This is a genomic window from Tistrella mobilis (assembly GCF_041468085.1).
Taxonomy (GTDB): Bacteria; Pseudomonadota; Alphaproteobacteria; order Tistrellales; family Tistrellaceae; genus Tistrella; species Tistrella mobilis_A.
The window spans coordinates 1341247-1358990 of the sequence record NZ_CP121017.1 but is presented as its reverse complement, the minus strand read 5'-3'; the positions used below and the strand labels follow the sequence as shown (position 1 = coordinate 1358990).

At 67.2% G+C, this 17744-nt stretch carries 14 protein-coding genes and 1 pseudogene; 7 read left to right on the top strand and 8 right to left on the bottom strand.

Annotated features, from left to right (window positions below; all coding sequences use genetic code 11):
- Positions 1-26 precede the first annotated feature (26 nt).
- Positions 27-1925 carry a DNA primase gene (gene dnaG, locus P7L68_RS11955; RefSeq protein WP_372005588.1) on the bottom strand — a complete coding sequence of 633 codons (1899 nt, stop codon included), beginning with the start codon at positions 1923-1925 and terminating at the stop codon, positions 27-29.
- Between the two features lie 10 nt (positions 1926-1935).
- On the bottom strand, positions 1936-2403 hold the full coding sequence (locus P7L68_RS11950) for a GatB/YqeY domain-containing protein (protein ID WP_372005586.1): 468 nt from the start codon (positions 2401-2403) through the stop codon (positions 1936-1938).
- A gap of 533 nt (positions 2404-2936) precedes the next feature.
- Between P7L68_RS11950 and carA the strand changes: the two genes are divergently transcribed.
- From carA to greA, 3 genes are all read left to right on the top strand, one after another.
- On the top strand, positions 2937-4109 hold the full coding sequence (gene carA, locus P7L68_RS11945) for a glutamine-hydrolyzing carbamoyl-phosphate synthase small subunit (RefSeq protein WP_372005583.1): 1173 nt from the start codon (positions 2937-2939) through the stop codon (positions 4107-4109).
- Complete coding sequence (carB, locus tag P7L68_RS11940; protein WP_372005580.1) at positions 4102-7347, top strand: carbamoyl-phosphate synthase large subunit; 3246 nt, start codon at positions 4102-4104, stop codon at positions 7345-7347. The genes carA and carB overlap by 8 nt, the downstream gene beginning before the upstream one ends.
- A 238-nt stretch (positions 7348-7585) precedes the next feature.
- Positions 7586-8059: a transcription elongation factor GreA gene (gene greA / locus P7L68_RS11935; RefSeq protein ID WP_372005577.1), complete on the top strand. Its 474-nt coding sequence runs from the start codon at positions 7586-7588 to the stop codon at positions 8057-8059.
- Between the two features lie 88 nt (positions 8060-8147).
- Here greA and P7L68_RS11930 read toward each other — a convergent pair whose 3' ends face one another.
- Positions 8148-9200 (bottom strand): AbrB family transcriptional regulator, encoded by a 1053-nt coding sequence (locus tag P7L68_RS11930; RefSeq protein ID WP_372006828.1) that lies wholly within the window; start codon positions 9198-9200, stop codon positions 8148-8150.
- Between the two features lie 176 nt (positions 9201-9376).
- Entirely contained in the window at positions 9377-9883 is a 507-nt protein-coding gene (locus tag P7L68_RS11925; protein ID WP_372005575.1) for an Lrp/AsnC family transcriptional regulator, read from the bottom strand.
- A 307-nt stretch (positions 9884-10190) separates the two neighbouring features.
- Between P7L68_RS11925 and P7L68_RS11920 the strand changes: the two genes are divergently transcribed.
- From P7L68_RS11920 to P7L68_RS11905, 4 genes and pseudogenes are all read left to right on the top strand, one after another.
- The gene (locus P7L68_RS11920) at positions 10191-11252 is read left to right on the top strand and encodes a mitochondrial fission ELM1 family protein (protein ID WP_372005572.1); all 1062 of its coding nucleotides are present in this window, start codon (positions 10191-10193) and stop codon (positions 11250-11252) included.
- Positions 11253-11344: 92 nt separating this feature from the next.
- Complete coding sequence (gene trxB, locus P7L68_RS11915) at positions 11345-12316, top strand: thioredoxin-disulfide reductase (protein WP_372005570.1); 972 nt, start codon at positions 11345-11347, stop codon at positions 12314-12316.
- A 160-nt stretch (positions 12317-12476) separates the two neighbouring features.
- On the top strand, positions 12477-13367 hold the full coding sequence (locus tag P7L68_RS11910; RefSeq protein WP_014747716.1) for a LysR family transcriptional regulator: 891 nt from the start codon (positions 12477-12479) through the stop codon (positions 13365-13367).
- 121 nt (positions 13368-13488) lie between these two features.
- A pseudogene (locus P7L68_RS11905) lies at positions 13489-14174 on the top strand (IS5 family transposase).
- Positions 14175-14230: 56 nt separating this feature from the next.
- Here P7L68_RS11905 and P7L68_RS11900 read toward each other — a convergent pair.
- From P7L68_RS11900 to P7L68_RS11885, 4 genes are read right to left on the bottom strand one after another with little or no spacing between them, the layout of a single operon-like run.
- Complete coding sequence (locus tag P7L68_RS11900) at positions 14231-15049, bottom strand: GGDEF domain-containing protein (protein ID WP_372005568.1); 819 nt, start codon at positions 15047-15049, stop codon at positions 14231-14233.
- Positions 15050-15064: 15 nt separating this feature from the next.
- A complete protein-coding gene (locus P7L68_RS11895) occupies positions 15065-15475 on the bottom strand; it encodes a DUF1987 domain-containing protein (protein WP_372005566.1) in 411 nt (136 codons plus the stop codon).
- Entirely contained in the window at positions 15472-16014 is a 543-nt protein-coding gene (locus P7L68_RS11890) for a SiaB family protein kinase (protein WP_372005564.1), read from the bottom strand. The genes P7L68_RS11895 and P7L68_RS11890 overlap by 4 nt, the downstream gene beginning before the upstream one ends.
- A 57-nt stretch (positions 16015-16071) precedes the next feature.
- A complete protein-coding gene (locus P7L68_RS11885) occupies positions 16072-17712 on the bottom strand; it encodes a PP2C family protein-serine/threonine phosphatase (RefSeq protein WP_372005562.1) in 1641 nt (546 codons plus the stop codon).
- Between the last annotated feature and the right edge of the window lie 32 nt (positions 17713-17744).

The window sequence follows — 17744 nt, the reverse complement described above, 5'->3', positions numbered from 1 at the left end:
CGTCATCGCCGAACCCGCCCCGACCCTCAAAGGTCGAAACCGTCGCTCTGATCGAAGGCCGCCAGTCCGCGCTCGTTGTCGTCAACGAGCTTCTTGAGCGCGACGAACCGCTGCAAAGCTTCTTCCGTCATGCTCTCGACAAGCTCCTGCTCTGCGGCCTTCAATTCGTCGACCAGCTGCGCATGCCGGTGTACAGCCAGCACATTGCGCCATCCGGCCAGAACCCTGTCGAATGCGGCACCCGGCCCCGCGAACGGCACACGGCCGGCATTTTCCGCCGCCGTCAACCGGTCCACCAGGTCCGAAAACCCTCGCAGTCTCAAATGGTCCTGCAGCGTTTCACTGTCAAGACCGGACTCCGATGCGTGCGTATCTACGATCGCAGCCCGCAACCTGTCAAGCGCGGGGGTGGCCACAGGCAATGCCGCCACCTCGTCCTCCGCCACCTCAAGCAGTTGAGGATGCAGAAGAACCGCGGCCAGAAGCGCCGCTTCACGCCGTGCCGACTGGCCCTCATGCCCCTGGCCCAGCGCCGGAGCGGCGATGGGTGTCGGATCGTCGTTCAACTGGCCGGGCTTCGGCTTGCCGCTGCGACGTTCCCCCTGCGGGCGCTGAAAGCCGGGCCGGCCGGCCGCCATCTGGCCGCTCCCGCCGCCGCGCTTTGCGCGGCGGAGCTGCCAGACGCGGTCGCGGAAGTCGCGACGATAGAGATCGCGGATCAGCGGATCGCGGATCGTGTCGGCCTGGGCCATCAGATCGGCCTCAAGCGCCGCCAGCCGCTCGGGCGTGTCGGTAGCATGGCCCTCCAGCGCCGCCTGCCAGAGCAGGTCGATCATCGGCTGCGGGACCGCCACGGCCCGGTCGAACGCCCCGACCCCCTCGGCCCGGATCAGGCTGTCGGGATCATGACCGCCGGGCAGGCGCACGAAGCGCAGGCTGTGGCCGGGCTTGAGCAACGGCAGGGCCCGCTCGGCCGCACGCCGCGCCGCACGGATCCCCGCGGCATCGCCGTCCAGGCACAGCACCGGCTCGGGCGCCATGCGCCACAGCTCTTCGATCTGGTGTTCGGTGAGCGCGGTGCCCAGCGGCGCCACGGCATGGGGCCGCCCGGCCTGAACCAGGGCGGCCACGTCCAGATAGCCTTCGACCACCAGCACCGTTCCGGCCTTGCGCGCGGCCTCTCGGGCAACCGGCCAGCCATAGAGCACGCGGCCCTTCTCGAACAGGGGCGTGTCGGGGCTGTTCAGGTATTTGGGCTCACCCTCGCCCAGCACCCGGCCGCCGAAGGCGATGATCCGGCCGCGTCGGTCGGCGATGGGGATGATCAGCCGGCCGCGGAAATAATCGAAGGCGGAGCGGTCCTCGCGCCGGCGCGCCAGTCCCGATTCGACCAGCCGGTCCAGCGCGATGCCGCGCTGCTCGAAGGTGCGGATCAGCACGTCGCGCCGGTCGGGCGCATAGCCGAACCGGAACCGACCCCAGCTGTCGGGCCCGAAACCGCGCCGCACCAGATAGTCGCGCGCCGGTGCCGCCTCGTCCGTGCCGAGCCGGCTTTCGAACCAGCGGCAGGCCTCTTCGACGACGTCGACCAGCCCCTCGCGGCGCTCGGCCTTGCGCTTCGCATCCGGATCTTCGGCGGGGACGGTCAGCCCCACCTCCCCCGCCAGCCGCTCCACGGTCTCGCGGAAGTCGAACCCGCCGAGCTTCATCTCGAAGTCGATGGCGTCGCCCTTGGCGCCGCAGCCGAAGCAGTAATAGAAACCCTTGTCGTCGCTGACCGTGAAGCTCGGCGTCTTCTCGTTGTGGAACGGGCAGAGACCGGTGTGCTCGCGGCCGCGCCGGATCAGCTTGACCCGGCGGCCGACCACATCCGACAGGCGGATGCGGGCACGCAGTTCCTCGATGAAGCCGGGGGGCAGCGCCATGAGGTGCGGGTCAGCCGGGCTGGCAGTTGCGGAGCAGGCGCTTGGCCGCGGAACTGGCGCAGCCCAGATCCATCTCGGGGCCATAGGCCGATTTCAGCGCATCGACCGTGCGCCCCAGATCCTTCAGCCCCTTGGCGCAGCAGGCGGCGATCGTGGCGCGCACCGCCGCCTCGATCTCGTCCTGCGACATCTGCGGCGGCAGGAAGCGGCGGATCACCCGCTGCTCCAGCTGCTCCTGCTCGACCAGTTCGATGCGGCCCGACTGTTCATAGGCACCGATGCTCTCGTCGCGCTGACGCAGCATGGTGCGGAGCATGTCGTGGATCTCGGCATCGTCGATCGCATCCCGCCCCCTCACATGGGCGGCCGCGTCACGGTCCTTGATCGCCGTCCGGATCAGGCGAAGCACGGCCAGCTCTTCGCTGTCGCCCTGCTGTTCGGCCTGGGCAAGCGCGTCCTTGAGGCGCTCACGAAGCATGGAAGTCGATCCCTCGAAAAGACGGAAACCGGCGGCCCCGTCGCACCGCGGCAGCCGGGAACCCGGCCCCGGATGCCGCAGATCATGACAGAGGCGGCGGCATCGTGGCGGTGCGGGGCAGTTAACGGGGGCACGGACGATGTGACAAGCTTTCATATTGCGTGTCAGCCCCCCGGGTTTCAATGGCCGGCACGCGGACGCCCCCCTTGCGAAATCAGCGGAGCCCGCGGCTTGACCGGGGGGAGGGGTTTGCGTATGGTCCGTCCGGTCGATCCGGCGCCCACCCGCCGGGCGTCTACGCACGCGCCCTCTTCGCTGCCGCAACCGCCTTGCCTGCCTGCCAGGTCGTTTACAGGTTGCGCCCGTGACCCCCTCCGATGCCCCGCCTTGTGCCGCAGTTCCGCGGCCGGGACGTCGGCCGGCCGGGTCCGCGAGCCGGGCCAGCGTCCCCGGATGGACCACGCATTCGCTATCATCGGCCGCCTTGGGGCTTCCCGGGCGGCCGCGTCGCATCATCCTGGGGGCTCGCTATCATGCAAGAGGCGTCGAACTCGCCCGCCCTGGCGGCTACGGCCGCCCTCGTTCTGGCCGACGGCACGGTCTTCTGGGGCCTGGGCGTCGGCGCACGAGGCATCGCCGAGGGCGAGCTGTGCTTCAACACCTCGATCACCGGCTATCAGGAGATCCTGACCGATCCCTCTTATGCCGGTCAGATCATCACCTTCACCTTCCCGCATATCGGCAATGTCGGCACGAATGACGAGGATCTTGAGACCACGACGCCGGCGGCGCGCGGTTTCGTCCTGAAGGCGCTGCCGACCGAGCCGTCGAATTTCCGCTCCACCCGCCGCCTGCAGGACTGGACGGCGGCGCACGGGCTGGTCGGCATCGCCGGCGTCGACACCCGCCGCGTGACCCGCCTGCTGCGCGACAAGGGTCCGCAGAATGCGGTGATCTGGCATGGTGAGGCCGGCACGGCGGATCTGGATGCGCTGAAGGCGCAGGCGAAGGCGGCGCCCAGCCTGGAAGGCCTCGATCTCGCGATCACGGTCACCTGCGCCCAGACCTATGCCTGGGACGAGACCCCGTGGGAGCTGGGCCGGGGCTTCGGCCGCCAGGAAAGCCCGCGCTTCAAGGTCGTGGCGGTCGACTATGGCGCCAAGCGCAACATTCTGCGCTGCCTGGCCGGCACCGGTGCCGAGGTGGTGGTGGTGCCCGCGACCGCAACCGCAGACGAGATCCTGGCGCACGAGCCCGACGGCATCTTCCTGTCCAACGGCCCCGGCGACCCTGCTGCGACCGGCGAATATGCCGTGCCCCAGATCCGCAAGCTGATCGAGACCGGCAAGCCGACCTTCGGCATCTGCCTGGGCCATCAGCTGCTGGCGCTGGCCGTCGGCGCCTCGACCGAAAAGATGGGCCGCGGCCATCGCGGCGCCAATCAGCCGGTCAAGGACCTGACCACGGGCAGGGTCGAGATCACCTCGCAGAACCACGGCTTCCGTGTCGTGGCCTCCTCGCTGCCGGCCAATGCCGAGGTGACCCATGTCTCGCTGTTCGACGACACGCTGGAAGGCTTCCGCCTGACCGATCGTCCGGTCTTCGCGGTGCAGTACCATCCCGAAGCCTCGCCGGGACCGAAGGACAGCCACTACCTCTTCGACCGTTTCGCGCGCCTCATCGAGAAGACCAAGACCGATGCCTAAGCGTACCGATATCAAGTCGATCCTGGTGATCGGCGCAGGCCCCATCGTCATCGGTCAGGCCTGCGAATTCGACTATTCGGGCACCCAGGCCTGCAAGGCGCTGCGCGAAGAAGGCTACCGGATCATCCTGGTCAACTCCAACCCGGCCACGATCATGACCGATCCGGGCCTGGCGGATGCGACCTATGTCGAGCCGATCACGCCCGAACTGGTCGCCAAGGTGATCGAGGCGGAGCGCCCCGACGCCCTGCTGCCGACCATGGGCGGCCAGACCGCACTCAACACCGCCCTCGCCCTGTCGCGCGACGGCACGCTGAAGAAGTTCGGCGTCGAGCTGATCGGCGCCAACGAGGCGGCGATCGAAAAGGCCGAAGACCGGCAGCTGTTCCGCGAGGCGATGGACCGCATCGGTCTGTCCAGCCCGCGCAGCCGCGTGGTCCGCGACATGGAATCCGCCCGCGAGGCGATGGAGTTCGTCGGCCTGCCGACGATCATCCGCCCCTCCTATACCCTGGGCGGCACCGGCGGCGGCATCGCCTATAACCGGCAGGAATTCGAAGAGATCGTGGCCAGCGGCCTCGACGCCTCGCCGGTGAACGAGGTGCTGGTCGAGGAATCGGTGCTCGGCTGGAAGGAATACGAGATGGAGGTGGTCCGCGACCGCGCGGACAACTGCATCATCGTCTGCTCGATCGAGAACATCGATCCGATGGGCGTGCACACCGGCGACAGCATCACCGTCGCCCCGGCACTCACGCTCACCGACAAGGAATACCAGATCATGCGTGACGCCTCGCTCGCGGTTCTCCGCGAGATCGGCGTCGACACCGGCGGGTCGAACGTGCAGTTCGCGATCGACCCCGAGACCGGCCGCATGGTCGTGATCGAGATGAACCCGCGCGTGTCGCGCTCGTCCGCGCTCGCCTCGAAGGCGACCGGCTTCCCGATCGCCAAGGTCGCGGCCAAGCTCGCCGTCGGCTACACGCTCGACGAGGTGCAGAACGACATCACCGGCGTCACGCCGGCCTCGTTCGAGCCGACCATCGACTATGTCGTGACCAAGATCCCGCGCTTCGCCTTCGAGAAGTTCCCGGGCACCGCGCGCACGCTGTCCACCTCGATGAAGGCGGTGGGCGAGGTCATGGCCATGGGGCGCTGCTTCGAGGAATCGCTGCAGAAGGCCCTGCGCTCGATGGAAACCGGCCTGACCGGTCTGGACGAGGTCGAGGTTGCAGGCGGCCCCGGCACCAGCGAAGTCGATGCGCTGCGCTCCGCCCTGGCGATGCCGACCCCGGACCGGCTGCTGGTGATCGCCCAGGCGCTGCGCGCCGGCCTGACGCCGGAAGAAATCCACGAGGCCTCGGATTATGATCCCTGGTTCATCGAGCGTCTGGCCGGGCTGGTCGCCACCGAGAAGCAGGTGATCGAGGACGGGCTGCCGGCAGATGCCGCCGGCTGGCGCCGGCTGAAGTCTCTGGGCTTCTCGGATGCGCGGCTGGCGAAGCTCGCCGGCCTCGACGAAGAGATCGTCCGCGCCCGGCGCTGGAAGGCCGGCGTGCACCCGGTGTTCAAGCGGGTCGACACCTGCGCGGCCGAATTCGAGGCGCGCACCCCCTACATGTACTCGACCTACGAGCTGCCCGGCTTCGACGGCATCGTCGAATGCGAGGCGCAGCCCTCGGATCGCACCAAGATCATCGTGCTCGGCGGTGGCCCGAACCGGATCGGCCAGGGCATCGAGTTCGACTATTGCTGCGTCCACGCAGCCTATGCCCTCTCGGAGGCGGGCTACGAGACCATCATGGTCAACTGCAACCCCGAGACGGTCTCCACCGACTACGACACCTCGGACCGGCTCTATTTCGAGCCGCTGACGGTCGAGGACGTGCTGGAGCTGGTGCGGGTGGAAACCTCGCGCGGCACGCTCAAGGGCGTGATCGTGCAGTATGGCGGCCAGACCCCGCTGAAGCTGGCAGAGCCGCTGGAAAAGGCCCAGGTGCCGATCCTCGGCACCTCGCCGGATGCGATCGACCTGGCCGAGGACCGGCGCCGCTTCCAGAAGCTGCTGAACGATCTGGCGCTGAAGCAGCCGGCCAACGACACCTGCCACAGCGAGGAAGAGGCACTGGCCATCGCCCAGCGCATCGGCTTCCCGCTGGTTGCGCGTCCGTCCTATGTGCTGGGCGGTCGGGCGATGGAAATCGTCCATGATCTGGGTGGCCTGTCCTCGTATATGCGCCGGGCGGTGCGCGAATTCGGCAACAAGCCGGTGCTGCTCGACCGCTTCCTGACCGATGCGATCGAGGTCGACGTCGACGCGCTCTGCGACGGCGAGACCGTGGTGGTCGCGGGCATCATGGAGCATATCGAAGAGGCCGGCGTCCATTCGGGCGACAGCGCCTGCACGCTGCCGCCCTACTCGCTGGACGACGCGATCATCGCCGAGATCCGCCGCCAGACCGAGGCGCTGGCGCTGAAGCTCGGCGTGGTCGGGCTCATGAACGTGCAGTTCGCGGTCAAGGACCGGGAGATCTACATCCTGGAGGTCAACCCGCGCGCCAGCCGCACCGTGCCCTTCGTCGCCAAGGCCGTCGGCCGGCCGATCGCCAAGATCGCTGCCCGGATCATGGCGGGCGAGAAGCTGAGTGCCTTCGATCTGGCCGAACGCAAGGTCGACCATATCGCGGTCAAGGAAGCGGTCTTCCCCTTCGCCCGCTTCCCCGGCGTCGACATCCTGCTCGGCCCCGAGATGAAGTCGACCGGCGAGGTCATGGGCCTCGACACCGATTTCGGCCGCAGTTTCGCCAAGGCGCAGCTGGCGGCGGGCGTGCGCCTGCCGACCTCGGGCCGGGTCTTCGTGTCGGTGCGCGACGACGACAAAGAGGCGATGGTCGAGATCGCCCGCGGCCTGAAGGCCCAGGGCTTCGAGATCGTCGCCACCCGCGGCACTGCCAGGGTGCTGACCGATGCGGGCATCCAGGTCGAACTGGTCAAGAAGGCCCATGAGGGCCGGCCGAACATCATCGACCAGATCAAGGACCGCCGGATCGACATGGTGTTCAACACCACCGCCGGGTCGCAGGCGATTTCGGACAGCTATTCGCTGCGCCGCGAAACCCTGATGAACAAGGTGCCCTATTTCACCACCGTCGCCGGCTGCCGGGCGACCGTTCAGGCGATCGCGGCCATCCGGGCCGGCACGCTTGAAGTCCGGTCCCTGCAATCCTATTCTGCCTGAGAAGGCCGCAGAAAACGGCTGATCGACATGCGGGGCCGATGAAAATCGGCCCCGCATGTGTTCCTGTTGTCGTGCTGCAGGTGCACAGCGATCTCGTGCACAACCGACGTTCGGCGGCCGGAAAGCCCGGCCGCCGCGCGCAGAACTGCTGCGGCATGAATTCCTGTCAACCGCGGAACGGCATTCCCTCCGACGATCGCCTGACCGTTCGACGACCAACGTGGAAAGCGTCATACCCATGGAAAAAGTTCCCATGACGTTGGAAGGCTTCGACCGACTGACCGCCGAACTCAAGCATCTGAAGACGGTGGCCCGTCCCGAGGTGATCAACGCGATCGCCGAAGCCCGGGCGCATGGCGATCTGTCGGAGAACGCCGAGTACCACGCGGCGCGCGAACGCCAGAGCTTCATTGAGGGCCGCATCGCCGAGCTGGAGGACAAGCTGTCCCGCTCGGAGGTGATCGACCCCACCAAGCTGTCGGGCGATCGGGTCAAGTTCGGCGCGACGGTCACCGTCGTCGACGAAGAGACCGAGGAAGAGACCAGCTACAAGATCGTCGGCGTCGACGAGGCCGACCTGAAGATCGGCCGCATCTCGGTGACGTCGCCGATGGCGCGCGCGCTGATCAACAAGGCGGTGGGCGAGACCGTCGAGGTCGCGACCCCCAAGGGCCGCCGCTCCTACGAAATCATGGCGGTGAGCTTCAGCTGACGCCGGACGCTCCGTCGAAGACGTGAAGGGCCGGCCCTTCCCGAGCGGAGGGGCCGGCCCTTTTCCGTTCAGCAGCTCACCTCGGCCGTCACTCCCGCACCTGCCGCGCCACGAAGCGGGCGAGCGGGGGGCCGAGCAGGACGACCAGGAAGAAGCGCATGGTCTGCAGGGCCATGACGAAGCCGATATCCACGCCGCGGCTGGAGGCGGCGATGATTGCGACCGTGTCGAGCCCGCCGGGGCTGGTCGCCAGATAGGCCGACAGAAGGTCGATGCCGGTCAGCCGGGTCAGCACCCAGGCGAGGCCGGCGCAGAAGCCGATCAGCACCGCGATCGAAACCAGGATGGTGGGCAGCGCCTTCAGCGCATGCATCAGCACCACCCGGGTGAAGCCGAGCCCCACGCTCCAGGCGAGGACGGCATAGCTGGCCGCCAGCAGCCATTGCGGCAGCTGGATGGTCATGAGGCCGGTGGCGCTGAGCACGGCCCCCCCGATCATCGGCAGCAGCAGCCCCGCCGCGGGCACCGGGATCAGCCGGCCGGCCGCCACACCGGCTGCGGCGAGGGCCAGGGTCTCGGCAAAGGCAAGCGGATCGATCGTGGGGAACCAGACGATCGGGATGGCGGCCCCCGCCTCCCCCGCCAGCAGGAAATGCGCGAGCAGGGCGGCGGCGAAAGCCACGAACAGCACGCGGGTATACTGCATGAAGGCAACGAGCCGGGCATCGGCCCCGAAGGCTTCCGCCATCACCACCATCGCAGAGGCGGCACCGGCCGATGTCCCCCAGACACCGGTGGTGCCGGGCAGGATGTGATTGCGGGCAATCACCCAGCCGAGCGCACCGCTGAGCAGGATGGTGGACAGCACGATACCGAGGAAGATCGGCCAGTCTGCAGCCACCGTCACCAGGATCTCGGGCCGTACCGAGCCTGCGATCATGCACCCCAGCACCGACTGAGCCATCAGGAAGGTGATCCGCGGCATCTTGAGCCCGACGCCGCCGAGCGCCAGCAGAATCCCCGAGACCATCGGCCCCAGCAGCAACGCCGCCGGCAGCTGGATCCAGATCAGCCCCGCCGTCAGCGGCACGGACACGATCGGCAGCAGCAGCCAGCGCAACCAGGGGGGGAGGGTCTGCAACGACATCGGATCGGCTCTTCCGCAAACGAAAACGGCCGCCTTCACCCGAAAGCGGCCGTTCGGATCGTTTTGCACCGAACCATGATCAGCCAGGTTGCACAACCACCACCCCCGCCCCCAGGGGTCTGCGGTTTCCGCACGGCTCAGGATCGTCCTGCAACTCGGGCGGTTCGGGATCAGTCGTCGTCGCCGGAAGGCTCTTCGGCTTCCAGCAGCTCGATCGGCACCCCCGGCTCGTATTTCGAGGTCCGGATGGTGAGCGAGGTGCGGACATGGCGCACCGGCGGCGCTGCGGTCAGCCGGGTGGTCAGGAAGCGCTGATAGGCGTCCCAGTCCTTGGCCACGATCTTCAGCAGAAAATCGGTCTCGCCCGCCAGCATGTAGCACTCGCGGACCTCGGGCCAGCTCTGGACCAGCGCCTCGAACTTCTTGAGGTCGAGATCGGCCTGGCTCTCCAGCCCGACCCGGGCGAAGACGGTGACCGAGAAGCCGAGATGTTCAGGATCCAGCTCCGCGCGATACCCGCGCACGAAGCCCGCCTCTTCGAGGGCCCGGACGCGCCGCAGGCAGGGCGGTGCCGAGATGCCCGCCCGGCGGGCGAGTTCCACATTGGTGATGCGACCGTCGGACTGGAGATCGGCAAGGATCTTCCGGTCGATGGTATCGAGTTTTACCCGCGCCATAGTGTCGCTGACTCCCTTCCCCCGTCACGGGCCCGTGCGCGCGGGCCAACGTGATCGCTGGGCAGTCTATAGCAATATTACCCGGACCCATAGCGGCAGTTTGCGGTTCTGTCGCGACCCATGGGCCATTCGATAGTCTTCATCTGTTGCCGGTTGCAGGCGAACCGCGGCCGGAGGTTGCCCCTCAGCACCCGAGGCGAAGCGGTTCCGTTCCGGCGCCGCGGACTTTATAGTCCGCCGGTGGGGCTCTCAAGCACGAAACGATCTTTCAGGACCGACCTTCCGTAATGTCATACCGCAGGCAGCCATGACCGATCCGCGCAACCTGGGACAGCCGCAGTCGCTGCCACACGTCTGCGTGCTGACCGATGACCGCGCCGGTAACAATGCGCAAGCTCTGGGCGTTGCCGAGGCGCTGGGCTGGCCGATCACGGACATCCGTCTTTCCTACAGCCGGCTGATCCGCCTGCCCAACCTGGTTCGTGGCACCTCCACGCTTGGGCTTACGACGGCTGCGGCGGCAGCGCTCGATGCCGTAGCGGTACCCGATGTCGCGATCGCGGCCGGACGGCGGGCGACGCCGGCGCTCCGCCGGCTGAAGCGGCGCTTTCCGCAGATGGTCGCCGTGCAGATCATGTGGCCCGGCGAACCCAGCCGCGGGCTGGACCTGATCGCCGTGCCGGCCCATGACCGCATCGCCCGCGAGAGCGACCGCGACCCGCGGCTGCTGGTGACCCTGGGCGCGCCCAACCGTGTCACCCCTGTTCGCCTTGCCGGGGCTGCCGCGGAGTGGGAACCCCGCTTCGCCGCTGCCGGCATGGGGGCGGGCCCGACGCCCCGGATCGGCCTGCTGGTCGGCGGGACAACCAAGCGCATGCCCTTCGGCGCCGAAGATGCCCGCCATCTGGCCAGGCTGGTCGCCGATCTGGCCGCCCGCCACGATGCCCGGATCCTGGCGACCAACAGCCGTCGCAGTGGCGCGGAGGTGACTGCCGCCCTCCGCGACGTGTTCCAGACCACACGGCCGGGCGCTTTCTGGCTGCATGATGTGGCAAAGAGCGGTGACAATCCCTATTTCGGCATACTGGGTGTGGCGGATCTGATCGTGGTCACCGGCGACAGCATGTCGATGGCCTCGGAAGCCGCCAGCACCGGCCGGCCGGTCGCGATCCTGCCCATGACGGGGGAGGCGTCGAAAGAGGCACGGCTGCACCGGGCACTCTATGCTCTGGGCGCAGCCCGCCCGCTCGATGCGGACTTCGTCGCCCGGGGCGAGATCGCCTGGCGCTACCCGCCCCTGGGTGATGCCCAGGCGGTGGCGGCGCGGATCCGGCGGTTGGTGCTGGCAAATCCGGCCGTTTCCCGCTAGCTTCCCCGCCCCTCCCCGCTGCCGCAAGGCGAGTCGGGGTTCAGGCCGTCCGCCGCCCGTCACATGTCCTGCTCTGGAAAGGCCGACACGTCATGAGTGCCACCCATCGCACCAAGGTTCTCATCCTGGGATCCGGCCCCGCCGGCCTGACCGCGGCGATCTACGCCTCGCGTGCCATGCTGGAGCCGATCCTGGTCCATGGGCTCCAGCCGGGCGGCCAGATGACGATCACCACCGATGTCGAGAACTTTCCGGGCTTCCCCGACGTGATCCAGGGCCCCTGGCTGATGGAGCAGATGCAGAAGCAGGCCGAGCATGTCGGCACCCGCTTCCATCACGACATCATCACCGATATCGACCTCAGCACCCGCCCCTTCATCGCCACCGGCGACAGCGGCGACCGCTATGTCGCGGATGCCGTGATCATTTCCACCGGCGCCCAGGCGAAATGGCTGGGCCTGCCCGACGAAGAACTCCTGAAGGGTTTCGGACTGTCGGCCTGTGCGACCTGCGACGGCTTCTTCTACCGCAATCGCACGGTGGCGGTGGTCGGCGGCGGCAATACCGCGGTCGAAGAGGCGCTTTACCTCACCAACCATGCCGACAAGGTGTATCTGATCCACCGGCGCGACGCGCTCCGGGCCGAGAAGATGCTGCAGGAGCGGCTGTTCGCCAATCCGAAGATCGAGATGATCTGGAACGCCGTGGTCGACGGCTATCTGGCCGGCGGCGAGCCGCGCGGCGTGACCGGCGTGCGCCTGAAGGACACCGCCGACGGCAGCCTGCGGGACCTCAATGTCGACGGCGTGTTCATCGCGATCGGCCATGCACCGGCGACCGCCCTGTTCCGCGGCCAGCTGGAGCTGGACGAGGAAGGCTATCTGATCACCCGCCCCGACAGCACCCGGACCAGCATTCCGGGCGTGTTCGCGGCCGGCGACGTTCAGGACAAGGTGTTCCGTCAGGCGGTCACCGCAGCCGGTACCGGCTGCATGGCGGCGCTGGAGGCCGAACGCTTCCTGGCCGGAACCACCCATGCGCCGGCCGATGCCGCCGCAGAATGAGCACATGCGGCTGCACCGAAAACGGTGCGGCCGTGCTCAGGACCTTTGAAGACCGGCGCATCGCGCCGTAAGATCGTCAAAACACCAGCAGCGGACCGGGTGACGGCAGGGAGCCAGACGTCGCCATCCGGCAGCATCAGCGGAGCCGCGCGAGCCTGATATGGACTGGGACCGGGTCAAGATCTTCCACACCGTCGCCGAGGCCGGCAGCTTCACGCATGCAAGCGAGTTGCTGAACCTCAGCCAGTCGGCGATCAGCCGACAGATCAGTGCGCTGGAGGAGAGCCTGGGCGTCCCCCTGTTCCACCGCCACGCCCGCGGCCTGATCCTCACCGAACAGGGGGAGCTGCTGCGCAACACCGCCCGCGATGTGTTCGCGAAGCTGTCCATGGCCGAAGCCATGCTGACCGAAAGCCGCGAACGCCCCAAGGGCCCGCTCAAGGTCACGACCACGGTCGCCTTCGGCTCGGTCTGGCTGACGCCCAGGATCCATGGCTTCCTCAGCCTGCATCCCGACGTCACCATCACCCTGCTGCTGGATGACAGCGAGTTGGATCTGGGCATGCGCGAGGCCGATATCGCCATCCGCATGTCGCCGCCCCGCCAGCCGGATCTGGTCAAACGCAAGCTCATGACCATCCGGCACGGCATCTATGCCTCGCCGGATTACGTCAACCGCCAGGGCATGCCCAAGACCCCGGCCGAGCTGGACGATCACAAGCTGATCGTCTTCGGCGAAGACACGGCCGCGCCCATTTCCAACGCCAACTGGATCCTGGATGCAGGAGCCACCCCCGGCAAGGCCCGGCGGCCGATTCTGAAGGTGAACAATATCTACGGTATCATGCGCGCGGTGGAGAGCGGCCTCGGCGTCGCCTCGATCCCCGATTACATGGTGCGCGAGAACGGCAATGTGGTGCAGGTCCTGCCCGAGCTGGAAGGCCCGCAATCCGAGGTTTACTTCGTTTATCACGAAGAACTGCGCCATTCGAAACGCATCGCCGTGTTCCGCGATTTCCTGATCCGGGAAATCGAGCAGAGCCTGCGCTAAGAGCCCGTCCGGAAGGTTATCGAATCCGGTGAATCCGTTGTGATTCTATGCCGCGCCAGAGAAAAAGGGAGCGGACAGAATGTGGGCGACGGAAACCCGCCGGGTTTAAGAGCGGCCGGGTCTGAGATACCCGAGCGACCTGACGGATGAAGAATGGGTGCTGGTCGAACCGCTGATCCCGCCCGCGAAGCGGGGTGGTCAACAGCGCACGGTCGATATCCGCGACGTTCTGATTGGCGTGTTCTATGTGCTGATGACCGGCTGCCAATGGTGGGCTCCGCCCAAGGATCTGCCGCCGCGGAGCGGCGGTGCATGAATATCCGGGTCTGCGGGAATGGGATGGCACGCTGGCGCGGATCGATCCGTCGGGCTACGACGCGGGCAAAAAGGTCAAAGGCAAGAAGCGGCACATCGTCGTCGACACGCTCGGCATGATGCTGGAAGCGCAGATCCAGCCTGCCGACATCCAGGATCGGGACGGCGCGTTGCCGGTGCTGAAGGAGGTCCGCCGCCTGTTCCCCTTCATCGAGCGCATCTTCGCCGATGGTGGCTACCAGGGGCCGCCACGGCTGCCGCCGTGCGTGAACTCGGTGTCTGGCACCTGTAAATCGTCAAGCGTTCGGATACCGCCAAGGGCTTCCAGGTTCTGCCCAAACGCTGGATCGTCGAACGGACCTTCGGATGGCTCGGCCGCTGCCGCAGGCTGGCCAAGGACTTCGAGAACCTCTCACGATGGCTTTGGCATTCCTCCGTCTCGCGATGATCCGGATCATGATGCGCAGAATCGCAAGGAGCCGGAAATTATAGATCACTTCTCGGACGGGCTCTAAGGCGCCCGAAGACGAAGATCCGGCGGCAGAGACTCAGTCGGTCTCTGCCGCTTCGGTGATGTCGTCACCGGTGGCGACACGGTTGCGGCCGGATCGCTTGGCGGCATAAAGCGCCTTGTCGGCCCTGGAGAGCACCCGGTCGATATCGTCGCCGGGGGCCGAGAACCGCGCCAGACCGAAGCTTGCCGTCAGCCGGATCTCGTCGCCCTTCCAGGGCATGCGAATGGCGGCGGTGGCGGCGCGCAGGCGCTCTGCCACCTCGTCCAGTTCTGCCGCGCCGATCCCCGGCAGCAGCACCGCGAACTCCTCTCCACCCAACCGGCCGACCAGATCATCCTCCCGCAGCGTCTCGGACATCCGGCCCACGAACAGGCGCAGCGCCTCGTCGCCGGCCGCATGTCCGAAGCGGTCGTTGATCGTCTTGAAGCGGTCGAGATCGGCCATGATCACGCCGGACGACCGACCCTCATGGCGCCACTGATCGGCCAGATGGGCCGCGACATCCATGAAATGCCGGCGGGTGGCGGCACCCGTCAGTTCATCCACCGCGGCCAGCGCCTCCAGCCGATGGGCCAGGGCTTCACGCGCGCGGACCTCGGCTTCCAGCCGCTGGTTCAGACGGCGCAGTTCGTCCTGCATACGATCGGAAAGACGGACCAGACGGCGCTGCTCCCGATAGCCCTGGCGATAGGCGCGCATCAGGGTGCGCACGCCGTCGGAGACCTCCTCCAGCTTGCGGAGCATCTCCTCACTCTGGGCGATCATCGCCTCTTCCTGGTCGAAGAGCGAGAAGTCCCCCGTCGTCGCCGGCTCGGGCAGGGTCTTCACCCTGGACACCTTGGGCCTGGTCATCTCACGTCATCCCGATCAGTCGCCACTGTCGCCGTCCGCGCACATGACGAAGTCGATGTGCTCCAGGTCGGACGCAAAATCCTCCCCGAATTCCTCCATCGTCTCATCATCCGGGGCGAAGTGCCAGTTTACAGTGACTGAACGTCCTGCCGCCGCCGTTTCTTCCAACATCTGGAAAATATTCATCAAAGCCTTGGCACTCGACGAGTTGAAATAGACCAGCGTGATGTCGACCGTGACGCTTGGCCCGTCTTCAGCAAGAAAGCTGCGCAGGGCATACAGGATCGGCCCGAAAAAGGCAGCGGCATCCTCGGGATAGGACTCGCCCGCCATCGAGAACCGGCCGGCAGCCGGGTCGAAACGCACCGCCGGTGAGCGGTGGGTGGCGGCGAGATCGATGGCGAGGGGAGAGTCGGAAGCGGTCATATGAACACCTTGAGGCCATAGAAGGTGGTCTGAGCATCGATTTCGAAGAAATCATACTCGATGGGGGCACTGGCGCGACGGGCGATCTCGATCAGGCCGAGCGTCGCACCCTTGCTGTCGACATCAGGGTCTTCCTTGAGCTTCTGACGATAGAGCGCCTTCAGTTCCTCGGGAGACAGAACCGCGATCTCGTCCAGCCGCTGCCTCAGGCGCGGCGCGCGTGCGGCGTCGATCACATTGGCGCAGATCACGAAGAACCGGCCATCCTCCTTGCCCACCGTCACGATGCCCGAGCGGGCGGCATCATCGGCGGGGCCGTCGGCGTCATCGGAATAACGGATGATGTTCTGGACCTGCTCGACGAACACCGAGAACACCCGGCGGGTCAGGTTGCGGTCCGTGTCGTCCTGCTCCAGCTTGCGGCGGAGCGCCTCGCCCAGCGAGAACAGGATGCCTTCCGACATGATGCCGCTGTAGATCAGCATCAGCTTGTTGGCCTGTATCTGGGTGCGGAAATCGTAAAGGTCTCGGGCCAGCACCTCTCGGCTCCTCGGACAGATGCCACATCGCATGCGACGTCGGCGCGTTACGGTTCGTCAGGGGTTGGGGGCGTTGGAACTGTTGGTGACCGGATCCCCGCCAGCCGGATCTCCGCCAGCCGGGGGCCCGGCCGTCTGCGGCCGGAAAGCGACCATGGTCATGTCATCGCGACGGACCTCCGTGCCGCGCCATTCGTCAAGCGCCACCGTCAGTGCCTGCAGCCGTTCCGCCAGCGGCAGATGGGCATGGGTGGCCAGCAGGGCCGCCATCCGGCGGCGGCCGAACAACCGGCGCGACGGCCCGCCGACATGGTCGGTCACACCATCGGTCCAGAGATGGAAGCTTTCCCCTGGCCGGACCTGATGCAGGTGAACCGGAATGCGCCCCGGCGGCGGCAGGCTGCGATAGCCCAGACTGCGGCGTACGCCGGTGATCGACGATACGCCGTCGGGGCCGACCACGGTCAGCGACAGGCCGGCGCCGGCGAAAGCGATCGTGCCGGTTGCCTCGTCATAGATGCAGACCGCAGCATCGACCCCATCATCGGATGCATCGCGGCCGCCCGGATCCGGTCGGTCCTGGCGCAGCCGCATGCGCAGGCGCCGGTCCAGCGCGCCCAGAATTTGATCGGGCTCCGGCACCCCCGCCACATCCAGGATCGCCTGCAGCTCGGAGGCCACGACCAGGGTCATGAAGGCGCCCGGCACCCCGTGGCCGGTACAATCCGCCAGCAGGATCAGGCATTTGCCATCGCGCCGTTCCATCCAGCAATAGTCACCGCCGACCACATCCAGCGGCTCCCAGAGCAGGGCGACATCAGCCATCGCCGGCGCCAGAACCGTCGGATCGGGCAGGATGCCTTCCTGGATCCGACGGGCATAGCGGATGCTCTCCATCACCTGGTGGTTCGCGGTCTCCAGCTCGACATTCTTCTCAACCAGCGCTGCCTGGGCGTCCTGCAGCGCCTCCAGCAGCCGGCGGGCATCATCACCGGCCCGAAGGCCGGCCACCATGCGGTTGAAGGCCGCAGCCGCCTGGCCCAGCTCGTCATCCGCCGGTTCGTCGAGCGTGGTCCAGCTCTTATGCTCCACCTGGCGCATCGCCCGCAGCATCCGCCCCAGCGGCTGGACGACAAGCCGGCGCATGGCGAACTGCACGGTGATCGACAGCGCGCCGGTCAAAAGCAGCACGGCAAAAGCGGCCGTCGCCACCTGCAGGATGGCGATCCGGTTCAGTTCGTCGGTGGCGAACACCACTTCCAGCGTACCGGCCTTGATATGCCCCTGCGGCTCTATGATTTCACGCGAAACGGTGATCGCGCCGCTGCCCGCCTCGGGCGGGGTGCCGGTCTCGAACAGCATCTCGTCATTGTCGTTCAGCACCCGGGCGTAGCGGAAGCCCCGGTCGCTGATCAGGGCTTCGACCTGCGGCTCGAACACCGTGCGGTCCAGATACCAGAGCGGGGTGGCGATGGCAGCTGCGGTCAGGTCGGTCAGCACGCCGGCGCGGCGTTCCAGCGCCCGGCGCTGATCGGTCCAGGTGATCCAGGCGATGCTGCCCTGGATCAGCAGCACGATCAGCATCACCACCGGCAGGGTGCGGCGGAACAGCTTGGCGGCCAGCGAGCGCTTCGGCGCCCCCGCAGCCGGTGGCCGGCCGATCACCGCCCCGGTCAGCGTCTCGCGTTTTTCCGTCATGCCCGCATCCGGCGCATCGCTCGCCGTTCCTC

Excerpts from the sequence above, each read along its gene's own strand:
- dnaG (WP_372005588.1), bottom strand. The coding sequence starts at position 1,925 with ATGGCGCTGCCCCCCGGCTTCATCGAGGAACTGCGTGCCCGCATCCGC.
- P7L68_RS11950 (WP_372005586.1), bottom strand. The coding sequence starts at position 2,403 with ATGCTTCGTGAGCGCCTCAAGGACGCGCTTGCCCAGGCCGAACAGCAG.
- carA (WP_372005583.1), top strand. The coding sequence starts at position 2,937 with ATGCAAGAGGCGTCGAACTCGCCCGCCCTGGCGGCTACGGCCGCCCTC.
- carB (WP_372005580.1), top strand. The coding sequence starts at position 4,102 with ATGCCTAAGCGTACCGATATCAAGTCGATCCTGGTGATCGGCGCAGGC.
- greA (WP_372005577.1), top strand. The coding sequence starts at position 7,586 with ATGGAAAAAGTTCCCATGACGTTGGAAGGCTTCGACCGACTGACCGCC.
- P7L68_RS11925 (WP_372005575.1), bottom strand. The coding sequence starts at position 9,883 with ATGGCGCGGGTAAAACTCGATACCATCGACCGGAAGATCCTTGCCGAT.
- P7L68_RS11920 (WP_372005572.1), top strand. The coding sequence starts at position 10,191 with ATGACCGATCCGCGCAACCTGGGACAGCCGCAGTCGCTGCCACACGTC.
- trxB (WP_372005570.1), top strand. The coding sequence starts at position 11,345 with ATGAGTGCCACCCATCGCACCAAGGTTCTCATCCTGGGATCCGGCCCC.
- P7L68_RS11910 (WP_014747716.1), top strand. The coding sequence starts at position 12,477 with ATGGACTGGGACCGGGTCAAGATCTTCCACACCGTCGCCGAGGCCGGC.
- P7L68_RS11900 (WP_372005568.1), bottom strand. The coding sequence starts at position 15,049 with ATGACCAGGCCCAAGGTGTCCAGGGTGAAGACCCTGCCCGAGCCGGCG.
- P7L68_RS11895 (WP_372005566.1), bottom strand. The coding sequence starts at position 15,475 with ATGACCGCTTCCGACTCTCCCCTCGCCATCGATCTCGCCGCCACCCAC.
- P7L68_RS11885 (WP_372005562.1), bottom strand. The coding sequence starts at position 17,712 with ATGACGGAAAAACGCGAGACGCTGACCGGGGCGGTGATCGGCCGGCCA.